The 21,155-nt window shown below is 44.7% G+C and carries 19 protein-coding genes and 1 tRNA gene; 10 read left to right on the top strand and 10 right to left on the bottom strand.

Translation table 11 applies throughout. The features are described 5' to 3' along the window. Positions 1-60: 60 nt before the first annotated feature. Positions 61-1,107 carry a phosphoribosylformylglycinamidine cyclo-ligase gene (purM, locus tag ACNI29_RS11405; RefSeq protein ID WP_419778498.1) on the bottom strand — a complete coding sequence of 349 codons (1,047 nt, stop codon included), beginning with the start codon at positions 1,105-1,107 and terminating at the stop codon, positions 61-63. 166 nt (positions 1,108-1,273) lie between these two features. Here purM and ACNI29_RS11400 point away from each other — a divergent pair, with 166 nt between their 5' ends. The 5 genes from ACNI29_RS11400 (at position 1,274) to ACNI29_RS11380 (ending at position 5,487) form a co-directional block, all read left to right on the top strand. Then, entirely contained in the window at positions 1,274-1,543 is a 270-nt protein-coding gene (locus tag ACNI29_RS11400) for a hypothetical protein (protein WP_419778497.1), read from the top strand. A gap of 21 nt (positions 1,544-1,564) precedes the next feature. After that, entirely contained in the window at positions 1,565-2,578 is a 1,014-nt protein-coding gene (amrS, locus tag ACNI29_RS11395) for an AmmeMemoRadiSam system radical SAM enzyme (RefSeq protein WP_419778496.1), read from the top strand. Positions 2,579-2,689: 111 nt separating this feature from the next. After that, positions 2,690-2,766: transfer RNA gene (locus tag ACNI29_RS11390), tRNA-Pro, on the top strand. A 418-nt stretch (positions 2,767-3,184) separates the two neighbouring features. Next, the gene (locus ACNI29_RS11385; RefSeq protein ID WP_419778495.1) at positions 3,185-3,844 is read left to right on the top strand and encodes a heterodisulfide reductase-related iron-sulfur binding cluster; all 660 of its coding nucleotides are present in this window, start codon (positions 3,185-3,187) and stop codon (positions 3,842-3,844) included. Positions 3,845-4,476: 632 nt separating this feature from the next. Further along, positions 4,477-5,487, top strand: coding sequence for a hypothetical protein (locus tag ACNI29_RS11380; RefSeq protein ID WP_419778494.1), 1,011 nt, complete (start codon positions 4,477-4,479; stop codon positions 5,485-5,487). 200 nt (positions 5,488-5,687) lie between these two features. Here ACNI29_RS11380 and ACNI29_RS11375 read toward each other — a convergent pair whose 3' ends face one another. The 4 genes from ACNI29_RS11375 to ACNI29_RS11360 form a co-directional block, all read right to left on the bottom strand. Further along, on the bottom strand, positions 5,688-6,233 hold the full coding sequence (locus ACNI29_RS11375; protein WP_419778493.1) for an LOG family protein: 546 nt from the start codon (positions 6,231-6,233) through the stop codon (positions 5,688-5,690). A 22-nt stretch (positions 6,234-6,255) separates the two neighbouring features. Next, positions 6,256-6,738 (bottom strand): MarR family winged helix-turn-helix transcriptional regulator, encoded by a 483-nt coding sequence (locus ACNI29_RS11370; protein WP_419778492.1) that lies wholly within the window; start codon positions 6,736-6,738, stop codon positions 6,256-6,258. A 278-nt stretch (positions 6,739-7,016) separates the two neighbouring features. Continuing rightward, positions 7,017-7,472, bottom strand: coding sequence for a superoxide dismutase, Ni (locus ACNI29_RS11365; RefSeq protein ID WP_419778491.1), 456 nt, complete (start codon positions 7,470-7,472; stop codon positions 7,017-7,019). Positions 7,473-7,548: 76 nt separating this feature from the next. Beyond that, positions 7,549-8,661, bottom strand: a complete 1,113-nt coding sequence (locus ACNI29_RS11360; RefSeq protein ID WP_419778490.1) for an NAD(P)/FAD-dependent oxidoreductase — start codon at positions 8,659-8,661, stop codon at positions 7,549-7,551. Between the two features lie 409 nt (positions 8,662-9,070). Here ACNI29_RS11360 and ACNI29_RS11355 point away from each other — a divergent pair, with 409 nt between their 5' ends. The 4 genes from ACNI29_RS11355 (at position 9,071) to ACNI29_RS11340 (ending at position 13,906) form a co-directional block, all read left to right on the top strand. Further along, on the top strand, positions 9,071-9,946 hold the full coding sequence (locus ACNI29_RS11355; protein WP_419778489.1) for a hypothetical protein: 876 nt from the start codon (positions 9,071-9,073) through the stop codon (positions 9,944-9,946). Between the two features lie 193 nt (positions 9,947-10,139). Further along, complete coding sequence (locus ACNI29_RS11350; RefSeq protein ID WP_419778488.1) at positions 10,140-11,045, top strand: FmdE family protein; 906 nt, start codon at positions 10,140-10,142, stop codon at positions 11,043-11,045. A 298-nt stretch (positions 11,046-11,343) separates the two neighbouring features. Continuing rightward, entirely contained in the window at positions 11,344-12,483 is a 1,140-nt protein-coding gene (locus ACNI29_RS11345) for a serine hydrolase domain-containing protein (RefSeq protein WP_419778487.1), read from the top strand. 127 nt (positions 12,484-12,610) lie between these two features. Further along, the gene (locus ACNI29_RS11340; protein WP_419778486.1) at positions 12,611-13,906 is read left to right on the top strand and encodes a GGDEF domain-containing protein; all 1,296 of its coding nucleotides are present in this window, start codon (positions 12,611-12,613) and stop codon (positions 13,904-13,906) included. A 63-nt stretch (positions 13,907-13,969) separates the two neighbouring features. On the opposite strand, the gene ACNI29_RS11335 is transcribed toward ACNI29_RS11340, so the two are convergent. From ACNI29_RS11335 to ACNI29_RS11315, 5 genes are all read right to left on the bottom strand, one after another. Continuing rightward, positions 13,970-15,187, bottom strand: coding sequence for a rhamnosyltransferase WsaF family glycosyltransferase (locus ACNI29_RS11335; protein WP_419778485.1), 1,218 nt, complete (start codon positions 15,185-15,187; stop codon positions 13,970-13,972). Between the two features lie 116 nt (positions 15,188-15,303). After that, positions 15,304-15,579 (bottom strand): hypothetical protein, encoded by a 276-nt coding sequence (locus ACNI29_RS11330; protein ID WP_419778484.1) that lies wholly within the window; start codon positions 15,577-15,579, stop codon positions 15,304-15,306. A 10-nt stretch (positions 15,580-15,589) separates the two neighbouring features. Next, positions 15,590-17,449 (bottom strand): ATP-binding protein, encoded by a 1,860-nt coding sequence (locus ACNI29_RS11325; protein WP_419778483.1) that lies wholly within the window; start codon positions 17,447-17,449, stop codon positions 15,590-15,592. A gap of 30 nt (positions 17,450-17,479) precedes the next feature. Beyond that, positions 17,480-18,187, bottom strand: a complete 708-nt coding sequence (locus ACNI29_RS11320; RefSeq protein WP_419778482.1) for a substrate-binding periplasmic protein — start codon at positions 18,185-18,187, stop codon at positions 17,480-17,482. Between the two features lie 280 nt (positions 18,188-18,467). Beyond that, a complete protein-coding gene (locus ACNI29_RS11315; RefSeq protein WP_419778481.1) occupies positions 18,468-19,322 on the bottom strand; it encodes a hypothetical protein in 855 nt (284 codons plus the stop codon). Between the two features lie 160 nt (positions 19,323-19,482). Here ACNI29_RS11315 and ACNI29_RS11310 point away from each other — a divergent pair, with 160 nt between their 5' ends. Further along, entirely contained in the window at positions 19,483-21,150 is a 1,668-nt protein-coding gene (locus tag ACNI29_RS11310) for a DUF389 domain-containing protein (protein WP_419778480.1), read from the top strand. Positions 21,151-21,155 lie beyond the last annotated feature (5 nt).

Genomic DNA, 21,155 nt, shown 5'->3' with positions numbered 1-21,155 from the left:
AACAAAAAAACCTCAATCCAAAAGGATTGAGGTTTTTTATACTAAACGAAAAAACAGAAACTAGAACTTAACGTTGACCTGCTCGGCATCTCCATCACGGGCGACGATTTCGCCGATCTTCCATGATTTGAGTTTCATGCCGGAAAGCCTGTTGAGCACGTCTTCTTCACGGTCTTTAGCTACAACGAGAATGTAACCGACACCGGTATTGAAGATCTGCAGCATTTCAGGCCAGCTCAGGTCACCCTGTTCTTTGAGCCAGTTGAATACCGGGGAAACTTCCCAGGAATTGAAATCAATGTCAGCGGTAACCTGTTTGGGCAGGATACGGGGCAGGTTGTCATAGAAACCGCCGCCGGTCACGTGAACCATACCCTTGATTTCGATATCGCGGGAAAGGTTGTGAACCGCATCTACGTAAATGCGTGTGGGGGTCAGCAGTGCTTCACCGATTTTCTGGTCAGTACCGGGCAGCAGATCCTCTGCCTTGAGGCCGGACTCATCAAACAGCTTACGCACGAGGGAGTAACCATTGGAATGGATACCGGAAGACTCCAGACCGATGATGGAATCGCCAATGGTGATTGAAGAACCGTCAACAATCCTGGTGTTATCAACCATACCAACACAGAAACCGGAAAGGTCATACTCACCGTCAGCGTAGAAGCCGGGCATCTCAGCAGTCTCACCACCAAGCAGTGCACAGCCGGACATCTTGCAGCCTTCAACGACACCTGCGATTACCTCTTCCGCTACACCGGATTCAAGTTTACCGGTTGCGAAGTAATCGAGGAAGAACAGGGGTTTTGCACCCTGTACAAGGATATCGTTTACGCTCATGGCAACAAGGTCGATACCGATGGTATCATGCTTGTCGACAGCGAAAGCGAGTTTAAGTTTGGTTCCCACACCGTCGGCACCTGCCACCAGCACGGGTTCATTCATCTGGGTCAGATCGAGCTTGAAAAGCCCGCCGAAACCGCCGATATCGGTGACAACACCTTTAGTAAAGGTGGAGCCGACCATATCCTTAATGCGGCCTATAAAATCATTGGCCGCATCAATGTCAACACCGGCGGCCTTGTATGCATCAGAACGACTTGCCATATTATTTTCTCCTAACAGTCTCTAAGAGCTAAGAGGTGACTGTATATGCTGAATCCCGCATAAGTTCAAGGAACAACAGCACACATTTCCCATAAAGGGAAAAAGAAAAGGCCCATTGTTTGCACAGGATCGGATAAGAGTTTATACTATGCCACGGAGAAATACCATGTACAAGAAAACTTTGCTCGCAGCTTTTATTATTATGGTAACGGTTCTATGCGGCAACGCCATGGCCGGGACCAAATTCATTAACAAGGATACTGCCAAGGAACGCAAGCCGATCCGCATGGGAACTTCCGGCGGTAACAACAGCGAAATCACAATTAAATCTGACAAGAATTCAAATAGTATACGAGTAAAACCAAAAGAGGATGACGAGAAAGAGGAAGACCAGCAGATCGGCCCTATCTTCGTTATTCCCGAAGTAAAACCATAGAACAGACTCATAAGGAAAAACATGCTTCATCCGGCCAGACTCTGGAAATCACTTAATGAGAACAAGGTGCAATGCCGCCTTTGCAGCCACTTCTGCATTATTGACAAAAACAATCATGGTAACTGCGGGGTGCGGCAAAACGTTGACGGCCAACTTATGACCCGCACCTATGAACTGGTTGCCGCACTGAATGTTGACCCGGTGGAAAAGAAACCGCTCTACCACTTCCTGCCCGGAACCCAGACCTTTTCACTGGGCACACAGGGCTGTAATTTCGGTTGCACTTTCTGCCAGAATGCTTCCCTTTCCCAGCACCCGAAGACCGGCCGGAAAATCACCGGACAAAAAGTAACCCCGGAAATTCTGGTGGAAGCGGCCATCGCCCATAAATGCGATTCCATTTCCTACACCTATTCCGAACCGACAATTTTTTTCGAGTTGATGCAGGATACCGCCCGCCGCGCTCATGCCAAAGGCCTAAAAAACATCATGGTTTCCAACGGCTTTCAAAGTCCGGAATGCATTGATGAACTTACCGGACTGATCGACGCTGCAAACATAGATCTCAAAGCCTTTAACGATGGATTTTACCGCAGCACCTGCGGAGGACGACTGAATCCGGTCCTCGACAATCTCCGACACATGAAAAAGAACGGTTGGTGGATTGAGGTTACCACCCTGCTTATCCCGGGTAAAAACGATTCGCCTGATGAGCTGAAACAGATGGCCGCCTTCATTGCGGACGAGCTGGGCAAGGAAGTCCCGTGGCACATTTCCCGCTTTCACCCAGACTACAAAATGCAGGATTGCCCGGTAACCCCCATGGAGGCCCTGCAAAAAGCCAGAAAAGCCGGAACCTCAGCAGGACTGGAGTACGTTTACATCGGCAATGTTCCGGGTAACGACAACACATCAACCTTCTGCCCGGACTGCCACAAGGAACTGCTCAAACGTTTCGGCTTTGAAATGACCAATACGGGCCTTTCCGACGGTATGTGCAAATATTGCGGATGTAAGATAGATGGAGTATTTTAAAAAGCCAATAGAATAACGCAAAGCATGAAATGGAGGAAATTTCATAAAAATAAATTTTGTTCTTGCCAAGGACATGCAATTCAAGTATCCCCCTTTCTGCACGAACCAAGTCGGAGCATGGCGCAGCCTGGTAGCGCGCTTGCTTTGGGAGCAAGATGCCGGGGGTTCAAATCCTCCTGCTCCGACCAGTAAATTCAAGCCCTTACGTTATACTTTACGTAAGGGCTTTTTTCGTTGTTGGGGACTTATTGGGGACTCTTTGAAAAATGCAAAACAAAACGTGATGAGATTGCCTAAGTATAGACGCAGGCTTCATCATAATTTTAACGCATATTTTCAGACATATAGACTGAAACTGCATTTTCTATCTCAATACATTATTGCCATCAGTAGACTTGGCTGAAGAGCAAGATGCCCACCTGAATGAAAAAGCCAGCCTCCGGGGGCCTAGCCCTTAAATTTATTACTCTTCAACCAAAGTATACAGAACAAACTCTTTATAAACACCAACAAATCATGTTTCTCAATGCGAATTCCGAAAGTCGCTATACGTAATCAATTTGAGCGCCTATCTTATAACAAACAGCTACCCCACAAGGAGATAAGATGCAGACCAACTCATACTTTAATCCCGGATGTGCGCTGAGTATCTATAAACCTGAAATGGAAAAACGCATTCTGGATTTCCTGAACCGAAACTACAAGAAAACATCACTGCATAAAATATGCTGTCGCCACGATCCGCAGTTGGACAAAGGATCTGTGATAATCAATGTTTGTGCCGGATGCGATAAACGCTTCAGCGGCTTATATGAAGGGATTTCAACCATATCATTATGGGAAGTTCTTGATAGTCTGGATTCATTTGAATTCCCTGACTATCAAGGGCTAAAAATGTCTGTCCACGATGCATGTCCTGTCCGGGGCAATACCGCTGTGCATCAGGCAGTACGCAACCTGCTCCGTAAAATGAACATTGAAATTATTGAGACCAAATTACACGGTTCAAAATCAGTCTGCTGCGGCGATGATTTTTATCCGAAACTTCCCGTTGAAAAAGTCCATCAACTTATGAAAAAGAGAGCTGATTCCATGCCTTGTGACGACGTCTGTGTTTACTGCGTATCCTGCATAAAATCTTTACACATCGGTGGCAAAACACCGCGCCATTTAGTTGACCTATTAATGAACGAATCCACAGCTCCGCAAGAGTACGACACAATTAGATGGCATGAACAATTACAGGAGTATATTGACCTGCATTAATTTCATGCTACCCAATTAAACTTCTTATAAACGGGGAACCATTCACCCCAAAAAATCTCGAAAAAGTGTTCCCAATGCGAAATTTTCTTCAATTAATTCAATGGTTGCGACATCAATAACCGGCTTTGGGAGCAAGATGCCGGGGGTTCAAATCCTCCTGCTCCGACCACTGCGAATTCAAAGGCTTACAGCATTAATTGTTGTAAGCCTTTTTTCGTGGGGAACCGGGTGGGGGGCCGGTTAAAAATACGCGCTGGATTATACACAAGTTCAAGTCTAGTCGGCTCCGCAACTTTTCTGACAGGAGATCAATCATTTAGATTGGTCTCCTTTTTTCCGATACCGACAAAATTGATCGGCCCCTTCCATCGGTCACCATATGTATTTTAGGTCGTAATCGCGGTAACTTAAAAACAAATTGTGTCAATCTGAGCATATAACACAAAAACTATACTTAGAAGAGTTCATCAACTTAACATTAGTGAGTGAGACTATTAATGCTGCATAAAAACTTCAATTTCTAACATTCCTCTTTTTGTTATTCATTATGAACTCTTTATCATTATTCAACTTGAGGAAGTGGATGCATATGCCGGGTGGCCTTTATCTGCTCGTGGCGTACGGAGTGAAAGATGGATATGATAATTCGTGATTTAATAAAATTTAATGAGTTCCTAGATTCGACAATAGATCGGAAAAATTTGGATGAGGAATTTATTACTTTAAGACAAGTCGAGCTGGAAGGAATATCAAAGAATTCCGATATTAAATATTCTCCTTATATTGCCTTAAGCTATGCGAAATTAATGGAGTTAACCGTTTTATTGGCTGGTAAGTATGCTGACAATTGCCAAATCGTGGATTTTGGGGATCTTTTGGTTAACCCCAGACACATAGACGTTTGCATCCTAAATGCCAGATTTATGACAGAAGACCTTGGCATTACAGATAATATTTCGCTTTGGTTCAAGCAACAAGTGCAGAAATATGTTGGCAGCCAATATTCTGAAGATCTGGGACGAATGGTTGTTGACCCAACGTTGCTATCTTATTTTTTTAAAAAAGGTCTACTGCTTAAAATAGTAAAAAAAGAAAGGCACAGAAGATTGAGCGATCAATTCCGGGGCTGCATTCTCGGTGACGCTCAATTAGCTTTTTCAAAATATGCTAAGGAGATTACCCCTGTCGCTTACACCCCGTTAAAAGAACTTGGCTGCGGAGGGGGAACGGTCGAGGGTCTTGATGTTGCATCATGGCTTGCCGGCAACACAGTATTAAACATAGTTAAAGGGACCTTAAAAAATGATCTTATAAATATGTTGCGTGGAAGCATGTCAGAGGATTACCTGAAATCAATCCATAGAAAATTTGAAAAGGCACATAATTCTATAGCCTATGTAAAAATGGGAAGGAAAAATTTTGCTAATTATCCATATGATGAGAAAGTTCCTTTAGCAGAATGGAATGAGATCAATCAAACCTTGTGCCACTTTACGCTGGATAGTTATGGTGAGATTCAGTCAGAATTGGATAAGAGCCTTTCCAATCCTTGGTACAAAAGCCCTTTTCTGAACGGATCGTTGTACAGGGCATCCAAAACACTGGACACAAACCGGGCACAAATAATCGCAAACATCATGTAAAGTTTCAGCACAATATGACATGCCCCAAACAATCATCTGGGATTAAATAATTGAATCAGTTACTCAGAGCGGTTCCACTCATGTCGCGCTGGAGATCTTGAAAAGAAGGCTTAACTGAAATTTCAGCTAAGCCTTTACATTTTGTATTTCGAAACAACGAAATATATTCTCCCCTTTCAACTCCAAAAACAGGAAACAGCTTACCGGATACCTCCCAGCAATCTATCAAATAGTTCAGGCACATTTTCTGATATAGACACGGATTCATCATAAGGAGTTTTCAAAAATCCTTCCCTCTCTGCAGTACTCATCATAAGCTCAAGCGGATGATAAAAATCATTAACATTCAACAAACCACACGGCTTGGAATGAAAGCCTAACTGCTTAAGAGTATACACTTCGAAAAACTCCTCATAAGTCCCTATTCCCCCCGGAAGAGCAATAAATCCATCTGAAAGTTCAATCATCATTTTTTTTCTTTCATGCATTGTCGGTGTAACGTGCAGCTCAGTCAGGTTCTTATGGAACTGCTCTTTATCTTTCAAAGCCTGAACAGTTACTCCTATAACCTTCCCCCCTGCATCCAGCACCGAGTCAGCAAGCTCATTCATCATTCCGGTACAGGACCCGCCGTACACACAAGTAATATTTCGCTTGGCAAGTTCCAGTCCTGTTTCCCTTGCTGCCTGCATATACAGAGGGTCATTCCCAGCATTTGAGCCTAAAAATATACAAATAGAATCCATAACCAACTCCAACTATGATCTATTATTCATAATAACTTAATAATGTTTTCAAAATATCATTCAAGGACTTGCGGTCATCAACAGAAAGACACCCGATAAATTTATCCGCAATGTCAAATCGCTCATGAATAATTGAATCTATCAATTCAAAACCAGATGCTGTTAAAACTGCATCGACTCCTCGACGGTCATCCGCATTAGTCTTCCGTTCAACCAGCCCCTTCATCACTAGTTTATCAATGCGATTAGTCATAGCTCCACTAGTCAACAATGCGGCGTCACACAATTCACCGACTGATAGTTTATACGGCTTTCCTGCACGTCTGAGCACTGCCAGGACATCAAACTCAGGATTCGTGAGTCCATGTTTTTTCAAAAATCCGCCCATGGCTTTTTCAGCAAGCTTATTAACAATCATCAGCCTGCCATATATCTCCATTGATTCCGGCTCCAGCTCAGGACGCTCTTTTGCCCATTGCTCAGCCATCAAACCAATTCTATCCATGTTTACCTACCTGTACTTCCTGTTTGCTTTTACATAAAGAATCTTTATATTAAGATATTTTTAAGATCAAGAAATTTTAACCTACAATTTGAAATGACAAAACCGAGCAAGACGTAAAGGGGAAAGGCCTTACGTCAATGAAACGCAAGGCCTTTTTATTGCCGGGAGATATTTGGATAAATTTAGGTTGTGCAAACACTTAATACACTTAACAACTCGACATTTCGCCAAGCCTTAATAAGTCAACTTCCACAAGCAACCGAGACTTTTAAGTAGGCTTAATGTTTATGCTCGGCAGGATAGTAACCCTCCAGGGCCTTAACACTGGCTTCCAGCTCATCAACTGTCGCCATATCAGCATTCTGCTTAGCGTTCATGGCGTTAACAATTACAGCGTGGTGACGTTTTAGGCGTTCCACATAGTCCTTTTGCGTTGCCTTGACCCGCTGCGTCAGAAAGTAGTCAGAGATGGTGGAGATGATGAGTTGCGCATGATGCTCTTTGTTCATAACCCAGCGCGTGAACTGCTGTCTGGACTGAACATCAGTCTTCTCAGCCAATTCCTGAAGCATGGTTACAGCCTTCTTCACTGTTTTCACATCCTCAAGCATTGCCTCTACGCGGGCATGGTCATCATAAATACCGCAAGGAACCTGACAATGTGCTGAAGACAGAACCGGAACCAGAACTATAATCATTAGAATGGACATGCCGGTAATTGTTTTGCGCAACACAGTGATTCTCCTTGTTAAAGATTGAACTAGTACTGATTCATACCACATATCCGGATATGCAGACAATCCACTACGGTCAACTTCCTTCCGCCATGAACCGCTTGATAAATTTCCTGTCAATATAGTCTTTAATCCAGAAAGCAGGAGAACCGCCGAAGCTCAATCCATTTTTATACAATATGCCCCTCCCGCCCCCGGTATTAAATATGAGAAGATAGGAACCGCCCGGATCAAATTCTCTTAAGCTATGGCCGTCAAGCTGCGCCCGAACATTATGCACGAGTACCGGGTTCTGGCGAACGGCATAAACACCCACCTTATCCAGTGGTTTCGGTTCGAACCGGATGCAATCACCGCCACCGAAGATCTCAGGATGGGAAATGCTCTGTAAATAGCGGTTAACCATCAGCCCGCCATCCTTCCCTGTGGGCAGCTCTGAGGCATCGAACACTCTGGAGGGATGCACACCCAAAGCCAAAAAAATGATGTCCTGATCGTAGTTTTGACCGTTTTGCAACACGACGCTTCCGTCTGCCACCCGCTCCACATAACTTCCTTGGATAATATTGATTCCGCGTTTATTCAGGACCTTGAGTGCAAGACGGCGTACCCTGTCCGGCTGGTTACGTAAAAATGCACTGCCGGTAAAAATCTGGACGTTAGCACCTGAGCGGCCCTGGTCTTTGGCTGCTGCCCAAGCGTTGCAGGCTATTTCCAGCGCGGCAGGACCGCCCCCGCATATGCCGATGCGCGCCGGACGTTCGGAGGCTATTTCCTGAATCCTCATGCGGGCCAGCAAAAGGTTTTGGATGGGTTTTACAGTATAAACCCCGGAACTGTCTCCGCCCGTAAGCCCACTTGGAACGAAACTGCCAAGATTGCAGGAAAGCACGTCATAGCGGAACTCCTGACCCGTTTCGAGAATTACCAGACGCATATACGGATCTATACGTGCAACCTTGCCCAGCACAAAAGTGCCACCCCGCCTTTCCACCATGGACTTCACCGGAAAACTGATTTCCTCGGCACGGTAAGCACCCCCAAGCAGCCCCGGTCCCATCCCCGAATAAAAGTGGCGGTCATCCGGGCCGATAACCGTGACACGATGTCCGTCCGCAATGATGTCCGGAATGACTTCCATGAGCTGCATGTGCGCGTGGCCTGCACCGGCAAGGACAAGTTCGCCCATAATCTCTCCTGACATAAATATTTTGATCACGATGAAACTGAGAAGGAGTAAGCATCTGCGCACGCCGGTCGTCAGCAAATCATGCTTGTGTATGAAACAACCTACCTCAATGGCTTCTTTTGTACTTATGCTAGCAAAAAAAATTACCCTGTCGAGAGATATCTAAGAATGATGCGAACTCCTTCGCCTATGACGATTCCATAACAACTTTCAACAATATCATGATTTATTACCATAGAACCCTGTCTTTCCAATAAAAACATATGGGCAGGCATTTACCGCATCACCCCGAAGTAGTTTTCGGGGCGTTAATAATAATTTCGATGAAGTAGTGAAAAGATTAATAATCAATATTGGTTTTATCAAGAACACAGACGCATATAAAAAACCTCTATAATCTGCAAAATACATGAATAAAATAAGAATCACATGCTACCTTATAGGTTTAATGCTAATATCAATTAGCAAAACATATGCTGCAAGCAGGATATACTGGCCTAGTTTTGATTTACCCCCGCTTTTTATATATGATGATTCCGGTAAGAGATATGGACTGGGTGAAGACCTGAACAAGCACTTCCAGCAGCTTCTCCCTAAAGATGAACATCTTAACACTATCTCTTCTCCCAAAAAAATCACGCAAGACGCTAAACAAGGGAAAAACATCGTCATTACAGGGATATTGAAAAGCAAGAAACGACAAGATTATTTATATTATTCAAAATATCCATGCAGAATATCTTGGAGCATGGTTGCTGTAATTAGAGCTGAAGACAAAACTAAGCTAACAACAGATGGTAAGTTCTCACTATATAAGAATCTTAACAAAAGGAAACACAAATTCAGCTATATAGATGGCATCTACTATGACAAACTCACAAAAATAATCGACCAAATAAAGTATGACAAGAAACTCACAGCAACCAGCACAGCAAGCATCGACACAAGCCATCAAATAAATTTACTTGCTAATAAAAGAATAGATTTCTTTTTTGCGGATCCACTTGTTGTATTTAAGCTTAAAAATCAAAACAACAATTTATATCCTATAGAATTAGTTGAATGCTTAGAACTGCCTTTGACCCCTATATATGGATATTATGCTACACCCAAAACATCGTGGGGACATGATATGATAGAAAAGGTAGATGAAATTATGTACCAGACCATTTGCTCGGGGGAACTTGAAAATATCATCGGCAGCTGGATTCCGGACAACCTGAAAAACAGATTTAAACGATCTTACAGAGATGAAATCGAAGACAAAGTTAAGTGCGATAAATAAACGCTACTTCCGGGCCTTACGTTGATGTAACGTAAGACCCTTTTTTTTAGCTCTATTCCTACTTCGCAATTCCCCACTGCATCCCTAATTATGCCGAAATAACACTAGTTAATACGCGATTGACAGTAACGCTCCCCGCCCGTAAACAACTCATTGATTATTTATATACCTCAAATAAGGGAGTTTTTTAACTATGTGTAAAAACACACCATCTCCAACATCAATCCTTTTGAGCCTGTCGATCTGCATGGCGCTGATCCTTGCTGCTTCCACCGGATTCTGCGGTGCTCCGCTTTATAAACAGGGCGAAAATATTTTCATCGAAACAGGTGTTACCCAGCCGGACCGGACACCGACATGGTATGCCCCCATGATTGCCAAACCTTATGCTCCCGAATTCGAAATTCTGGCCACCCGCGGAACACAGGGCCGATACTACCCCTATACCTACGCAGTTAACATGAAAGACATCATCCAGTTCCACGGACATGATTGCGAAGGACTTTCCCATTGCGCGGCATGCTGCAAACTGGCTTTTGATGTCCTCTTCCCTGATGGAATCATTGACCGCAGCGTTCTGGGCGGCATTACCGGTAAATCTCCCTGCTGGTCTGACTGTACCGCATTCCTCACCGGGGCACGTGTGCAGTACGGCAACCTCTCCTTTTTCAAAGAAAAAAAATATGGCCACGTTATCATTCTCTACCGCCAGGATACCGGACAGGCTGTGATGGCGACATGGAAAAAAGGTATCAATAATATTCCCGGTGAACCGCCAGTTCTGCCCGGTGTGATTGAATGGCAGACGAAAGTGGACAACAAAGAAGTGCTCGCGCTGAAAAAAGTTGTCAAAGATGCCGGAGGCAAACCAACCCCTTATCAGGTAGACCTGATGCGTTACCTGCAATTCACCCATATCAATGACGTTTTCAGCCACCCGCTGGAAGACAGCTATCAAATCAAGGTACTGGAAAATTTCAAGCTCGCTGATTGGGCTGACCCGAGCAAAGCTATTGCCAATCCACACAAACGTGGCGATATACGCCTGCGCGATTATCCCTTCCGTGATAAACCCATTGATGGACCGCACGATAAATAAGAAACTCCCGATACCGAAAACTGCAATTCAAAGGCCTTGCGTTAATATAACGTAAGGCCTTTTTTGGAGGGATGCAGCCTGCCGGGAGGCATCTCCGAAAGGACAAATCAAACAAGATTTAACTCTGTAAGGACTATGAAATACTCCCTTTCTTAAAAAACCCACTTGATATTATCAGCAAAATAAGCATACATAGCGTATGCAATATACAACTAAACGCCTATTTATCCATATAGTCTCGATTGTAGTACTTCTTTCTTGTCCCTTCATGTTTGGAAACACCGGCTGTGGACACTCAGTGACTTTTCCCGAAGAGCAAGCCAAGGCATTGCAGGACTCACTTGATCAATCCAGAAGTAGTCTCGGATTTCCGGGCGGGATGCTCGGCGTAAGACAAGTTGGCGGTGCAACATGGATGGGCACAAGCGGAAATGCAGAGATCGACAGTAGCCTTGCTCAAATAAACAACGACAATATTTTTCTGAAAATCAAGGATTTCCTGATCGCACCAGCCTATGCAGTCAACACAAGCACACCTATGCGGTCTGATATGTATACGCGAATAGGGAGTGTTACAAAGACTTACACCGCCGCACTCATCATGAAATTCGTGGAAGAGGGCATAATCAATCTTGACGATAAAGTTGAAGACTGGATGGGGCCCGGATACTATCCGGGTAGCGACATAGTAACCGTGAAACAGTTGCTGAATATGACTTCCGGATATAGCAACTACACGCAGACAGATGCATTCTCTACACAGTATACATCAAACCCGAAAGCCATTTTCCAACCGGAAACACTGGTCAATTATGCCAGAACAAGTGACGAACCCAACGAGTTCTATCCCGGAAAAGGCTGGAACTATTCGAACACCAACTACGTAATCCTTGGACTGATTGCCGAGAAAGCAGGTAAAGCGGCATTCAAAGATCTGGTGCAACAAAAAATCCTGAACAAACTTTACATTAAACAAAGCTACGTCCCGGCCATAACAGACAACACAATACACTCCCCCCATGTCAACGGCTACAAGGACGATGACGGATCATGGGTAAACACCACCGACCACACCCCAAGCATAGCCTTTTCCGCAGGAAATATGATTTCAAACCTGCCGAATATGCTGGACTGGATTCAAGCATTGCATGAGTACCGTCTGCTGACCAAAGAATCAGTGGATAAGATGATGACCTGGGTTACTCTCTCAGACGGCAGTGAATGGAACGGGGAAGACTTAGGATACGGTCTTGGAATTTCATACAACAAGGGAGCGACGGGCCACAATGGCGACATCGATGGTTACAAAGTTTGCACATACAAATACAAAAACCACTATTTCGCTGTAATTCTCAACACAGATTCCCCTCCAGCCGGAGATGTAGACACTGTTTTCTGGAACGCCGTACGCACTCTTTACCCGAACGACAACATATAAGTCTTTACCGATTTCCGGCCACGTCATATAGAAAGTATCTTGATTCAGCATAATCACGTTTGCGCTATGCCATTAAATCAACCGCATGCATACCGCAAAGACCCGCAACCCTGATTAAGTACACGACGTGAAAGATAATTCCTTAGTAAAAAACATCGTCTGGACCATTTGCCGTTGTTACATTGCTACAATTGCAATTGTGGCAGTAACTGTTTCCACCATTAATTACAAAGAAGCTGTCGATGAAAGCACTGGGATTATTTCCAGACTGGGTAGCTCTTTTGCACCGCAGATAGCTCTGGACATACAGAATTCCAATGAACGTTCCATTGAATCAAGCCTTGAAAACATCAAGCTGAATCAGATTGTTGAATCAGTTGAGCTGGTAAAGGTAAAGGGCGAGAGCACCGTTTTAAAGAACAAAAGCCAAGTAAATTTCCTGAACAATGTGCTTCCTGATCCGGAAAAGCAGAGCTTCGATCTCCGGGTTACGACAGCCGAAAGCAATAACGCCAGCGTAGGAACTCTCATAATACAGCCCGGTAAAGGGCTTCTTATCCAGAAAATCAGCTCCGGCTTATACACCTCTTTTTTGAATCTATTCTTCGGTCTGCTTGCGATTATCGCAGCAACGGCTTTCATCTGCCGCCGTATTTTGACCAAACCATTGCGCAGGCTGACCTCATCAATTGAGAATACTGACCCGGCAAGTGATTTAACTTTGCCGGATATGTCAGGAATTAAACTGCCCGATGAAATCAAAACTGTCCGCGATAAAATTAATGCGTTGCTGCAAAAAACGCATCAGATGCAGGCAACAGAAAAACAAGTCAGGCACAGCCTTGAACAAATGGTGCGCACCAGAACCGCAGCACAGGAGCTTGCCAGCGCAAAGCTTGATAGAATTATCCACACCGACGCCCTGTCCGGCCTCAGCAACCGCCAGGCCTTCGACAGCCAGTTGCAGCAGGACTGGACCAGCTCCCAGAGAAGCGGAACCCCGCTCGCCCTGCTGATGATCGACATTGATAACTTCAACAAATATAATGAGAATTACGGATATCAGGCCGGAGATGAGTGCATCAGCACAACCGCAGGCGTTATAGAATCTTCACTCCCGAACAGCTCCCACACGGCAGTTCGTTACAGCGGAAATAAATTTGCCGTGATCCTTCCCCGGACAGATCTACTCAGCAGCCGGGATATCGCCACAATGATCAGCGCAAAACTGGCAGAACAGAGAATTGCACACTATTGTTCAGAGACTGGACATGTCACTATAAGTATTGGGATTTCAGAAAAAAATACACATGAACACGAATCCCCGCAGCATCTGGTTGCGGCAGCAGACAAAGCCCTGCACCGCAGTAAAGAAGAAGGTAGAAACAGTATCAGCATCGCAGCACCGGAAAAGTATAATTAGCAACCTGCCCCGGTTCAAACATCTATTGCTTAATCTCCCTGACTACCTGTAAAATACCGGTTATTAACGGGGATAGATCGGAGAAAGATCTAAAGCGCGGGCATTTTCTTCCCACGTCAGCGGACTGATGCAGTTTGGCAATACTGCTTTGTGGACTCCGCTTTTGCGTTTAGTCGTCCACTTTGCGGCCTTGTGCAACTCCGCAGCCAACAACAGAGGGTCCGGCGCGGGCAGACTTTTCAAATTAGGATGAGTCGCAGAGATCTTCTTGGTTCCGAAATCATTGGTGATGGTATAAAGACCGAAAGAAGCCATCTCAAGCGGAGGATAAGACGGATGCGGTGAAACCATAAAAGATATGCCGATATGTGAAAATTCCAGATAGGAGGCATACTTTTCCATGGTTAATTTGCCCATGCTTTTGATGGGCACACCGGAGGAGAGAATAATATCTTCATGCTCCTGCCCCGCACTTATCACATGAAATCCTTCACGCTCTTGCGGGCTCAATTCATTAAAGAAAGCATCCAGTCCTGCCAGAATAGGAGCAAAACAATTTCGCGGCTGCTCCGGCCTACCATAGAAAAATATTACTGTTTTATCAGAATCCTTACCTTCCAACCGCCATCCGAGACTATCAAGCCGCTCGCGCAGAAACTGGTTTAACGACGGAACCACCACGTGCCTTTCGGCAAAAGGATAATCCTTATCATCAAACCACTTCGCCAAGGTATGGGAATTAAACAAGGCATGGGTATATTCATGATGACGGTAGGAAGCCTGACTCATGGCAAAACGATATCCAAAAGGATAAAACCCCGGTTCGTAATCCTGAATGAAATAGTAAAAGGGAGTCTTGGAATTCCCGGCCTGCTCCATCAACCGGGAGTGCTCTTCCCAAACCATGGTGCTCATCCAATATGTGCAGAAAAAAACGTCATCCGGGCTGGTTTCAAGGGCTGTATTTCCGAAAACAGTTGCACACTCAATTGTTTTGCCCTCAGGATTTTCCACAAAATCACTGAAATTAAACATCTCCTCAGGAGTTCCCAGAGGATTGAGAGACAGAAAACGGATGGAATCATAGTGCATGGTCAGAGATTTTGCCACCTGTAAAGCCGAAACGACTCCCCCGAAAGCCCAGCGGGTAAAGAAATGGGGCAGGATAATATTCAGTCTCGGCAGCCCTTCCCCGGCATTAAGGCGGAGGCTGGGACGGTCGATAACACTTTCCTTATACTTACTGTGCGCGTAGGCGATGGGTTGAGTGGAATTCTGCATATGGGAAGGGTAAAGGAAACAGTATAAGTCCGCAAGAAGGATTAAAAATGGAGAGCTTACAAAGTCAGTAAAAAATCATTTGTAATCCGCATTCTTACAGAACGTTGACCGATAAACTATTTCAAACCTTCAATATCGTAAACACGAATCTTGTTACTGCGCGGGAATTCCTTTTTGAGCAGTTTCTTGAGCAATTTCTTCAGCCCCTTGAAATCTTCGTTGAAACGCTCCTGATCAAAACCATCCTCAATAACAGTGTATGCATTTTCTCCCGTACGTAAAATGACAACGGACCGATCACGCTTGTAGGTCCGCAGGTCCAGCCCATGTCCCAGGGAAATTTTCTTGAGCTTGCGCAAAACTGTTTCTATCGCTGAAGATTTATCTATCATTTTTTAATAATTAAACATTAGCCAAAGGAAGCTTGACGGTAAACCTTGTCCATTTGCCAGTAGAGGAATCTACCTCCAGTTCTCCGCCATGTTGATCTTTGACTATGAAGTACGACACGGAAAGCCCAAGCCCCGTCCCCTTTCCTACTTCTTTTGTGGTATAGAAAGGTTCAAAAATACGTTTACGGGTATCTATATCCATGCCCGGACCATTATCCTCAATCTCAACCACTACCATGGAGTAATCTTCCTTAATACGACAATTGAAACACGGAATTTCATCAACATATTCCTTATCTGTCATTGCCTCAGCCCCATTCTTGAGCAGATTAAAAAAGACCTGCTGCAACTCGGTTCCTTCACAGACAACTTCCGGAATGTCACTAGCATACTCACGGTTAATTTCTATCATCCTGAAATCATAATGCTTCTTTAAATCGTAATCATTAGCAGCAAGCTCAATAGTACTATCAAGAAGCTTCGCGATATCATACTTGCCGTGCTTCTTTTCACTCTTACGGCTGAAAGACAGCATATTTGCGACAATTGCCGCAGCCCTGTTACCGGAGTCGAAAATACCATCAAGCATGCGTGATATTTCCCGGCGCTCCATGTAGCAGCGCAGCGCCTCAAGTTCTATTCCGCACTCTTCGGCCACAATTTCATTCTTTTTTAAATCGCCAAAAATACGCGTGCGCATGTTATGGACATGGCCCAACACACCTGCCAGAGGGTTGTTTATTTCATGGGCCATTCCTGCTGCAAGCCCACCCACCGACATCATTTTCTCAGACTGGACCATCATCATTTCCAGACGGGTACGGTCTGTAACATCGTCTACACGAATAACCGCTTCATCCACACCGTCAGCAGTCAGCGGATAAATGGTAATTTCTTCATAAAGCAGTTCACCGTCTTTTCGGCGGTGCTGATGAGAATCGGAATAAACTTCTTTCTCATCCAAAGCCTTGCGGATCAAACCGTCTATCGCAGCCATTCTGGGAACCACACTCTCTAAATGACGGCCTATAGCCTCGGAAGACGGAACACCGATATTTCTCTCGGCCTGCTTGTTCCAGTGCGTAATCATGCAGTCATTATCCACACTCACCAGCGCAGACGGCATGGAATTAATGATACTGGACAGATAAACACGCAACTGTCCCAACTCGTCTTTGGTTCTATGCAGCTGATGGATTTCCTTTTCAATCTTGCTAAGTAAAATATTAAAATTTTCCGCAACCGAACCGATTTCATCCAACTCGTGTCCCTTAGGCGGTACTACCCGGCCCAAATCACGGCTTTCAAGTTCAAATTCAGAAAGAGTACGGGCCAAGCGGGACAACGGTCTGGTAAGTGTCAAATAAAATACGAGCGTAAATGCAATAGCCAGAGCCACAAGAATAAGCAGAATATTGACTACTTCAGCACTGATAATGGAATGCAGGCTTTCATTCACTTCCCGGTCATCAATGTCAACCACAAGTCTGCCCACAGATTGACCGTAAGCTGTCAGTCCTACAGAACGTTTATCATTCCAACTGATTCCGGGAATTTTGAATTTTGAATTTCCGCCCTTGGTCCCGGACTTGGCAAAGGTGAAAAGTACAGTTCCGAAATCATCAACAACAGACACGGAACTGACATAGCGGGACTCGACAAGCCCCTGAACAGCACGCCCAGCAAGTATCGGGTCTATACTGAATGCAGCTTCACCGGCAGGGCCTGCCACGGCATTGACTAATGAAGAAATAGTGGAATCAAGTTCACTGATACGCCAATCAATAAACATTTTGATGCGTATACCACCAACTATGATACTGACTGCAAAAGCCACTAACACCACATTCAAGGTTAATGCAAAATTCAAACTCCTGCGATTCGCAAGCATATTTTGTCCTTATTTGATGGGATCGACGATCCCGGCCCATCGGCCATCAGCCTTTATCTTTCGAATAGCGCTATTAATCTCACCCATGCGCGACGCAAGAGGTGATGATTTTGAAATACCCATATGCCAGTAACAACGAGAGACAGCGCGATCGGAATGCTTTATGCGTTCACGCCACTCTGCATTGGCATGAAAAAAAACCCGCACAGAAGTCTCATACTCGACAACAAAATCAACCCTTCCGGCCAATAGCTTAACAAGACACGATTCTGTATCTTTCGAATACAGCACCTTTAATTTATGATTCTTCACAGCATCAAGAAAATCTTTACTATAGGTATAACCGTTGACCAGCCCGATTGTTTTTCCGGCCAGATCATCATAGCTCTCCCAAAGAAAGTCCGGGAACCTTTCCGGCAGATAAAAAAGGAGTTCTCTTGTTTCAATAAGCGGAAGCGAAAAGGAAATAAATTTTTCACGTTCACTACTTTTCATCATCAGCGGGACACCGTCAATCTTTCCGTGTGTTGCGGACTTGATGGCCCGTCTCCACGGAACCAGATTAATGTCAAAATCCACACCCAGCTCATCAAAAATCAAACTCAACAATTCATATGAAATCCCTTCCCGGGAAATGCTTCCAGTCTCGCCTAAGCTATATGGAGGCAACGGCTCATCCATAAAAATATATTTTTCTTTGTCTAACTGTCTGGCCACCACTAAATCTATAGAACAACAACAGACAAAAACAAACAACAGACTCGTCAAAAATCCAATATTGTATTTTTTTACCATCTACACTTACAAATTAATATACAGATAAATTTTATATGATTATGCAAAAGCAACATCCTTTAAACACGTTATTAAACCTAGCTGTTTCATATAACCTTGTCCAGTGAGCAGACCTCAAGCAACATGCGACACATACATATTCACATAATATTCCAACTAAATAGTTGTTCGATAAAAAGAGGATAATATTATTTGTCTATAATCAATTCACTTTCTTAACTGGCAACTTAAATCCAAAGTAATTATCAAGCAGACCGACTGTCACAACATTCTCAATAACTATTTTTGATCCGCCGATAACTATAAATTCAGACAAACCGACATGACCATTATTAAACCTGTCATCGGACCAATCGTAAGTATATCCCAGCTGCGTCCAAGGATAAGGAGTCTCAGCCGAATATGTTGTTGCGTTAAGATTCTCATACCACTGTTTATAATTCAAAATAACATCAGGATGGTCTTCATCAACATAACTGTGGATTAAACGGTCTGAATTAAAGCTTTGAAAAGGACTGCTTTTCCACGGGTAGCTCAGCTGTGCTTCATGGTCTGCGGGGTCTGAATCCGGGCAAGGCCTGAACAGATCGGAAGGCCGGACCCAGAATTCGACCAGCAATGTTGAATCCTCCCCTGCGGGCAGCCCCAGCAATTGTTTAATACGCAGCAGCAAGGCATCATGGTCGGCGGGTATCAAACCGCGTTCCTTAAAAAAATTCTTCAGCTCCGGAACCGCCGTCACCCAGAGATTGTCTGTTTTGGACAGCTGTGCAACCTGCCCGGACTTCCAGTTCTTACCCTGAAGATATCCGCCCGCTAAAGTGCACACCAGCACAGACTGCTCCCCGGATATTTCCTTCCACCTTAGCAGTTCAGGATTATTCTTTGCTTCAGGAGATGATATACCCACAAGATTACGGTAGATTTCTCCATGCTCAACAACGCTGGCATCCTCAACTGCCTGCCGGTACAAATCTTCAAGACTGGCAGCCTGTGCTGCTCCGCAAATAAACAAAAGACTGCAAAACAAGAAACTTTTGTATAAACGAAAATGCATTCCCTATATCCTTTTAAAATAATCCCAAAAGTTAGAAGAAGGCATGAATATGGCCTGCCTTATTGACCTATCCAGCCATTATAGGTATTTTCTTTATTACAGTTACTATTTTGCAGTCAAATCAACCGTAACCGTAATCTCGCCGAACAGAGGAGGCTTTATGGGCCTGCCTTTCAAACGTCACTTCTTTAAAAAACCACTGCTATTTGTCAGCGATATGCGCCGTGAATTCCTCATCGCAGAAATAACACGCAACTCAGTTCCCAGAGGCATGTACTACCTGCTAATGGGTGTCGCTGCCTTCATTGCCTCTATCGGACTAACAGCAGAAAGCCCGGCGGTTGTAATCGGGGCCATGCTTGTTTCTCCGCTGATGACGCCCATATTCGGACTGGCCCTAGGACTGGTTCGCGGTGAAGTTTCCCTTATCCGGGCTTCGGCTCTTTCAGTTACAGCCGGTATCATTATTGGTCTTCTTGGGGGAATAGCTATCGGCAACTTCCCAATTTTTTATGAACTGACCCATGAAATCATTTCCCGAACCAAACCAAACCTGCTTGACCTCGGGGTTGCCGCTCTGGCCGGATTAGCTGGAACAGTCGCACTTATAGATGAGCGGGTCAGTCCGGTGATGCCGGGTATCGCCATCGCCACATCACTGATGCCCCCACTCTGCGCCAGCGGTTTATGCATAGCCCTGCAGCACTACACTGCAGGATGGGGAGCATTTCTGCTCTTCTTTGCCAACTTTCTGGTAATCCTTTCTGTTGCCAGCGTGCTGTTCATAATCACTGGCTTCATCCCCCACTCCGAAAATGAACCGCTCCCCAGACTGCTTAAACATTTTTCTATTTCAACCATCGGCCTGATCATCATTGCAGTTTTACTGACCAAATCCCTGTTCGACGTAGCACTGGCCAGACAGATCAACAACACCCTGCGCACCGTGGCAATGGAAGCCATCACTTCGATCCCCAACACAAACATCGAAAAAATACATCACTTGGTCAGCAGCGGCGGGATCGACGGCTTCATTACCGTAAACGGTCCTTCTTCCCTAAAAGCCGGGGAAGTGGAGAAAATGGAAAAAAAAGCGGCTGAAGTTCTGCACAAGCCGGTAAAGATTATTGTCCGCACCAGCATCACCCGCAGCATAACTTCTTCACTTGAATCAAGCAGTTCCATTATTAAGGCTAATGCCGAACAAAAGAAATTAATAATGCAGAAGAGTGCCATTATTCAGGAACAGGGCGAACTGATACTACGCAGTCTGGTTTCAGAATTCCCATGGTACACACTCTCCGGGATCAACTACACAGAACTGAAAAGCGGCCCCGCACTCATAGTTGAGATAAGCGGGCCGGAGCGGCCAAAACCAGATTCGGTTGGCAAGCTTGAAAATATGCTGCGCGACCGTACCGGAGAAAACAGTCTGGCCCTGATCATCCGTTACTACAAAAGTGACGACATTACCCGTAACGGTAGAAACCTGTTCGGCACACGCTATTCCGGCAAAACTTCAGCTTTAACCAAAGAGATTGAGAAATCCGCCACTGAACACATCAAGAACATCAGAAATCTTTTCCCGATTCATGTTGAAGCCCAAAAGATGAGTGAAGGCTGGAAAATAATGGCAGATGTAACCGGACAAAGGCTAATACGAAGCAAAGAAATAAAGGCAATTGAACAAAAGTTGAAAGATAAATATTTGACGCCGATTAAACTATATATTTATTCCAAAACCGAGGGGGTAGTTGAAAGCGATGGAATCAAGCCCCTTGAATTTTTCAACAACGGAGCACGCGTAAAACGCCTGGATATAAAATAACCGAA

Origin of the sequence: Maridesulfovibrio spiralis (SeqCode) (assembly GCF_048571135.1) — a bacterium.
Taxonomy (GTDB): domain Bacteria; phylum Desulfobacterota; class Desulfovibrionia; order Desulfovibrionales; family Desulfovibrionaceae; genus Maridesulfovibrio; species Maridesulfovibrio spiralis.
Note: the sequence above shows the minus strand (reverse complement) of the source record. Positions and strands in the feature narration are given on the sequence as shown.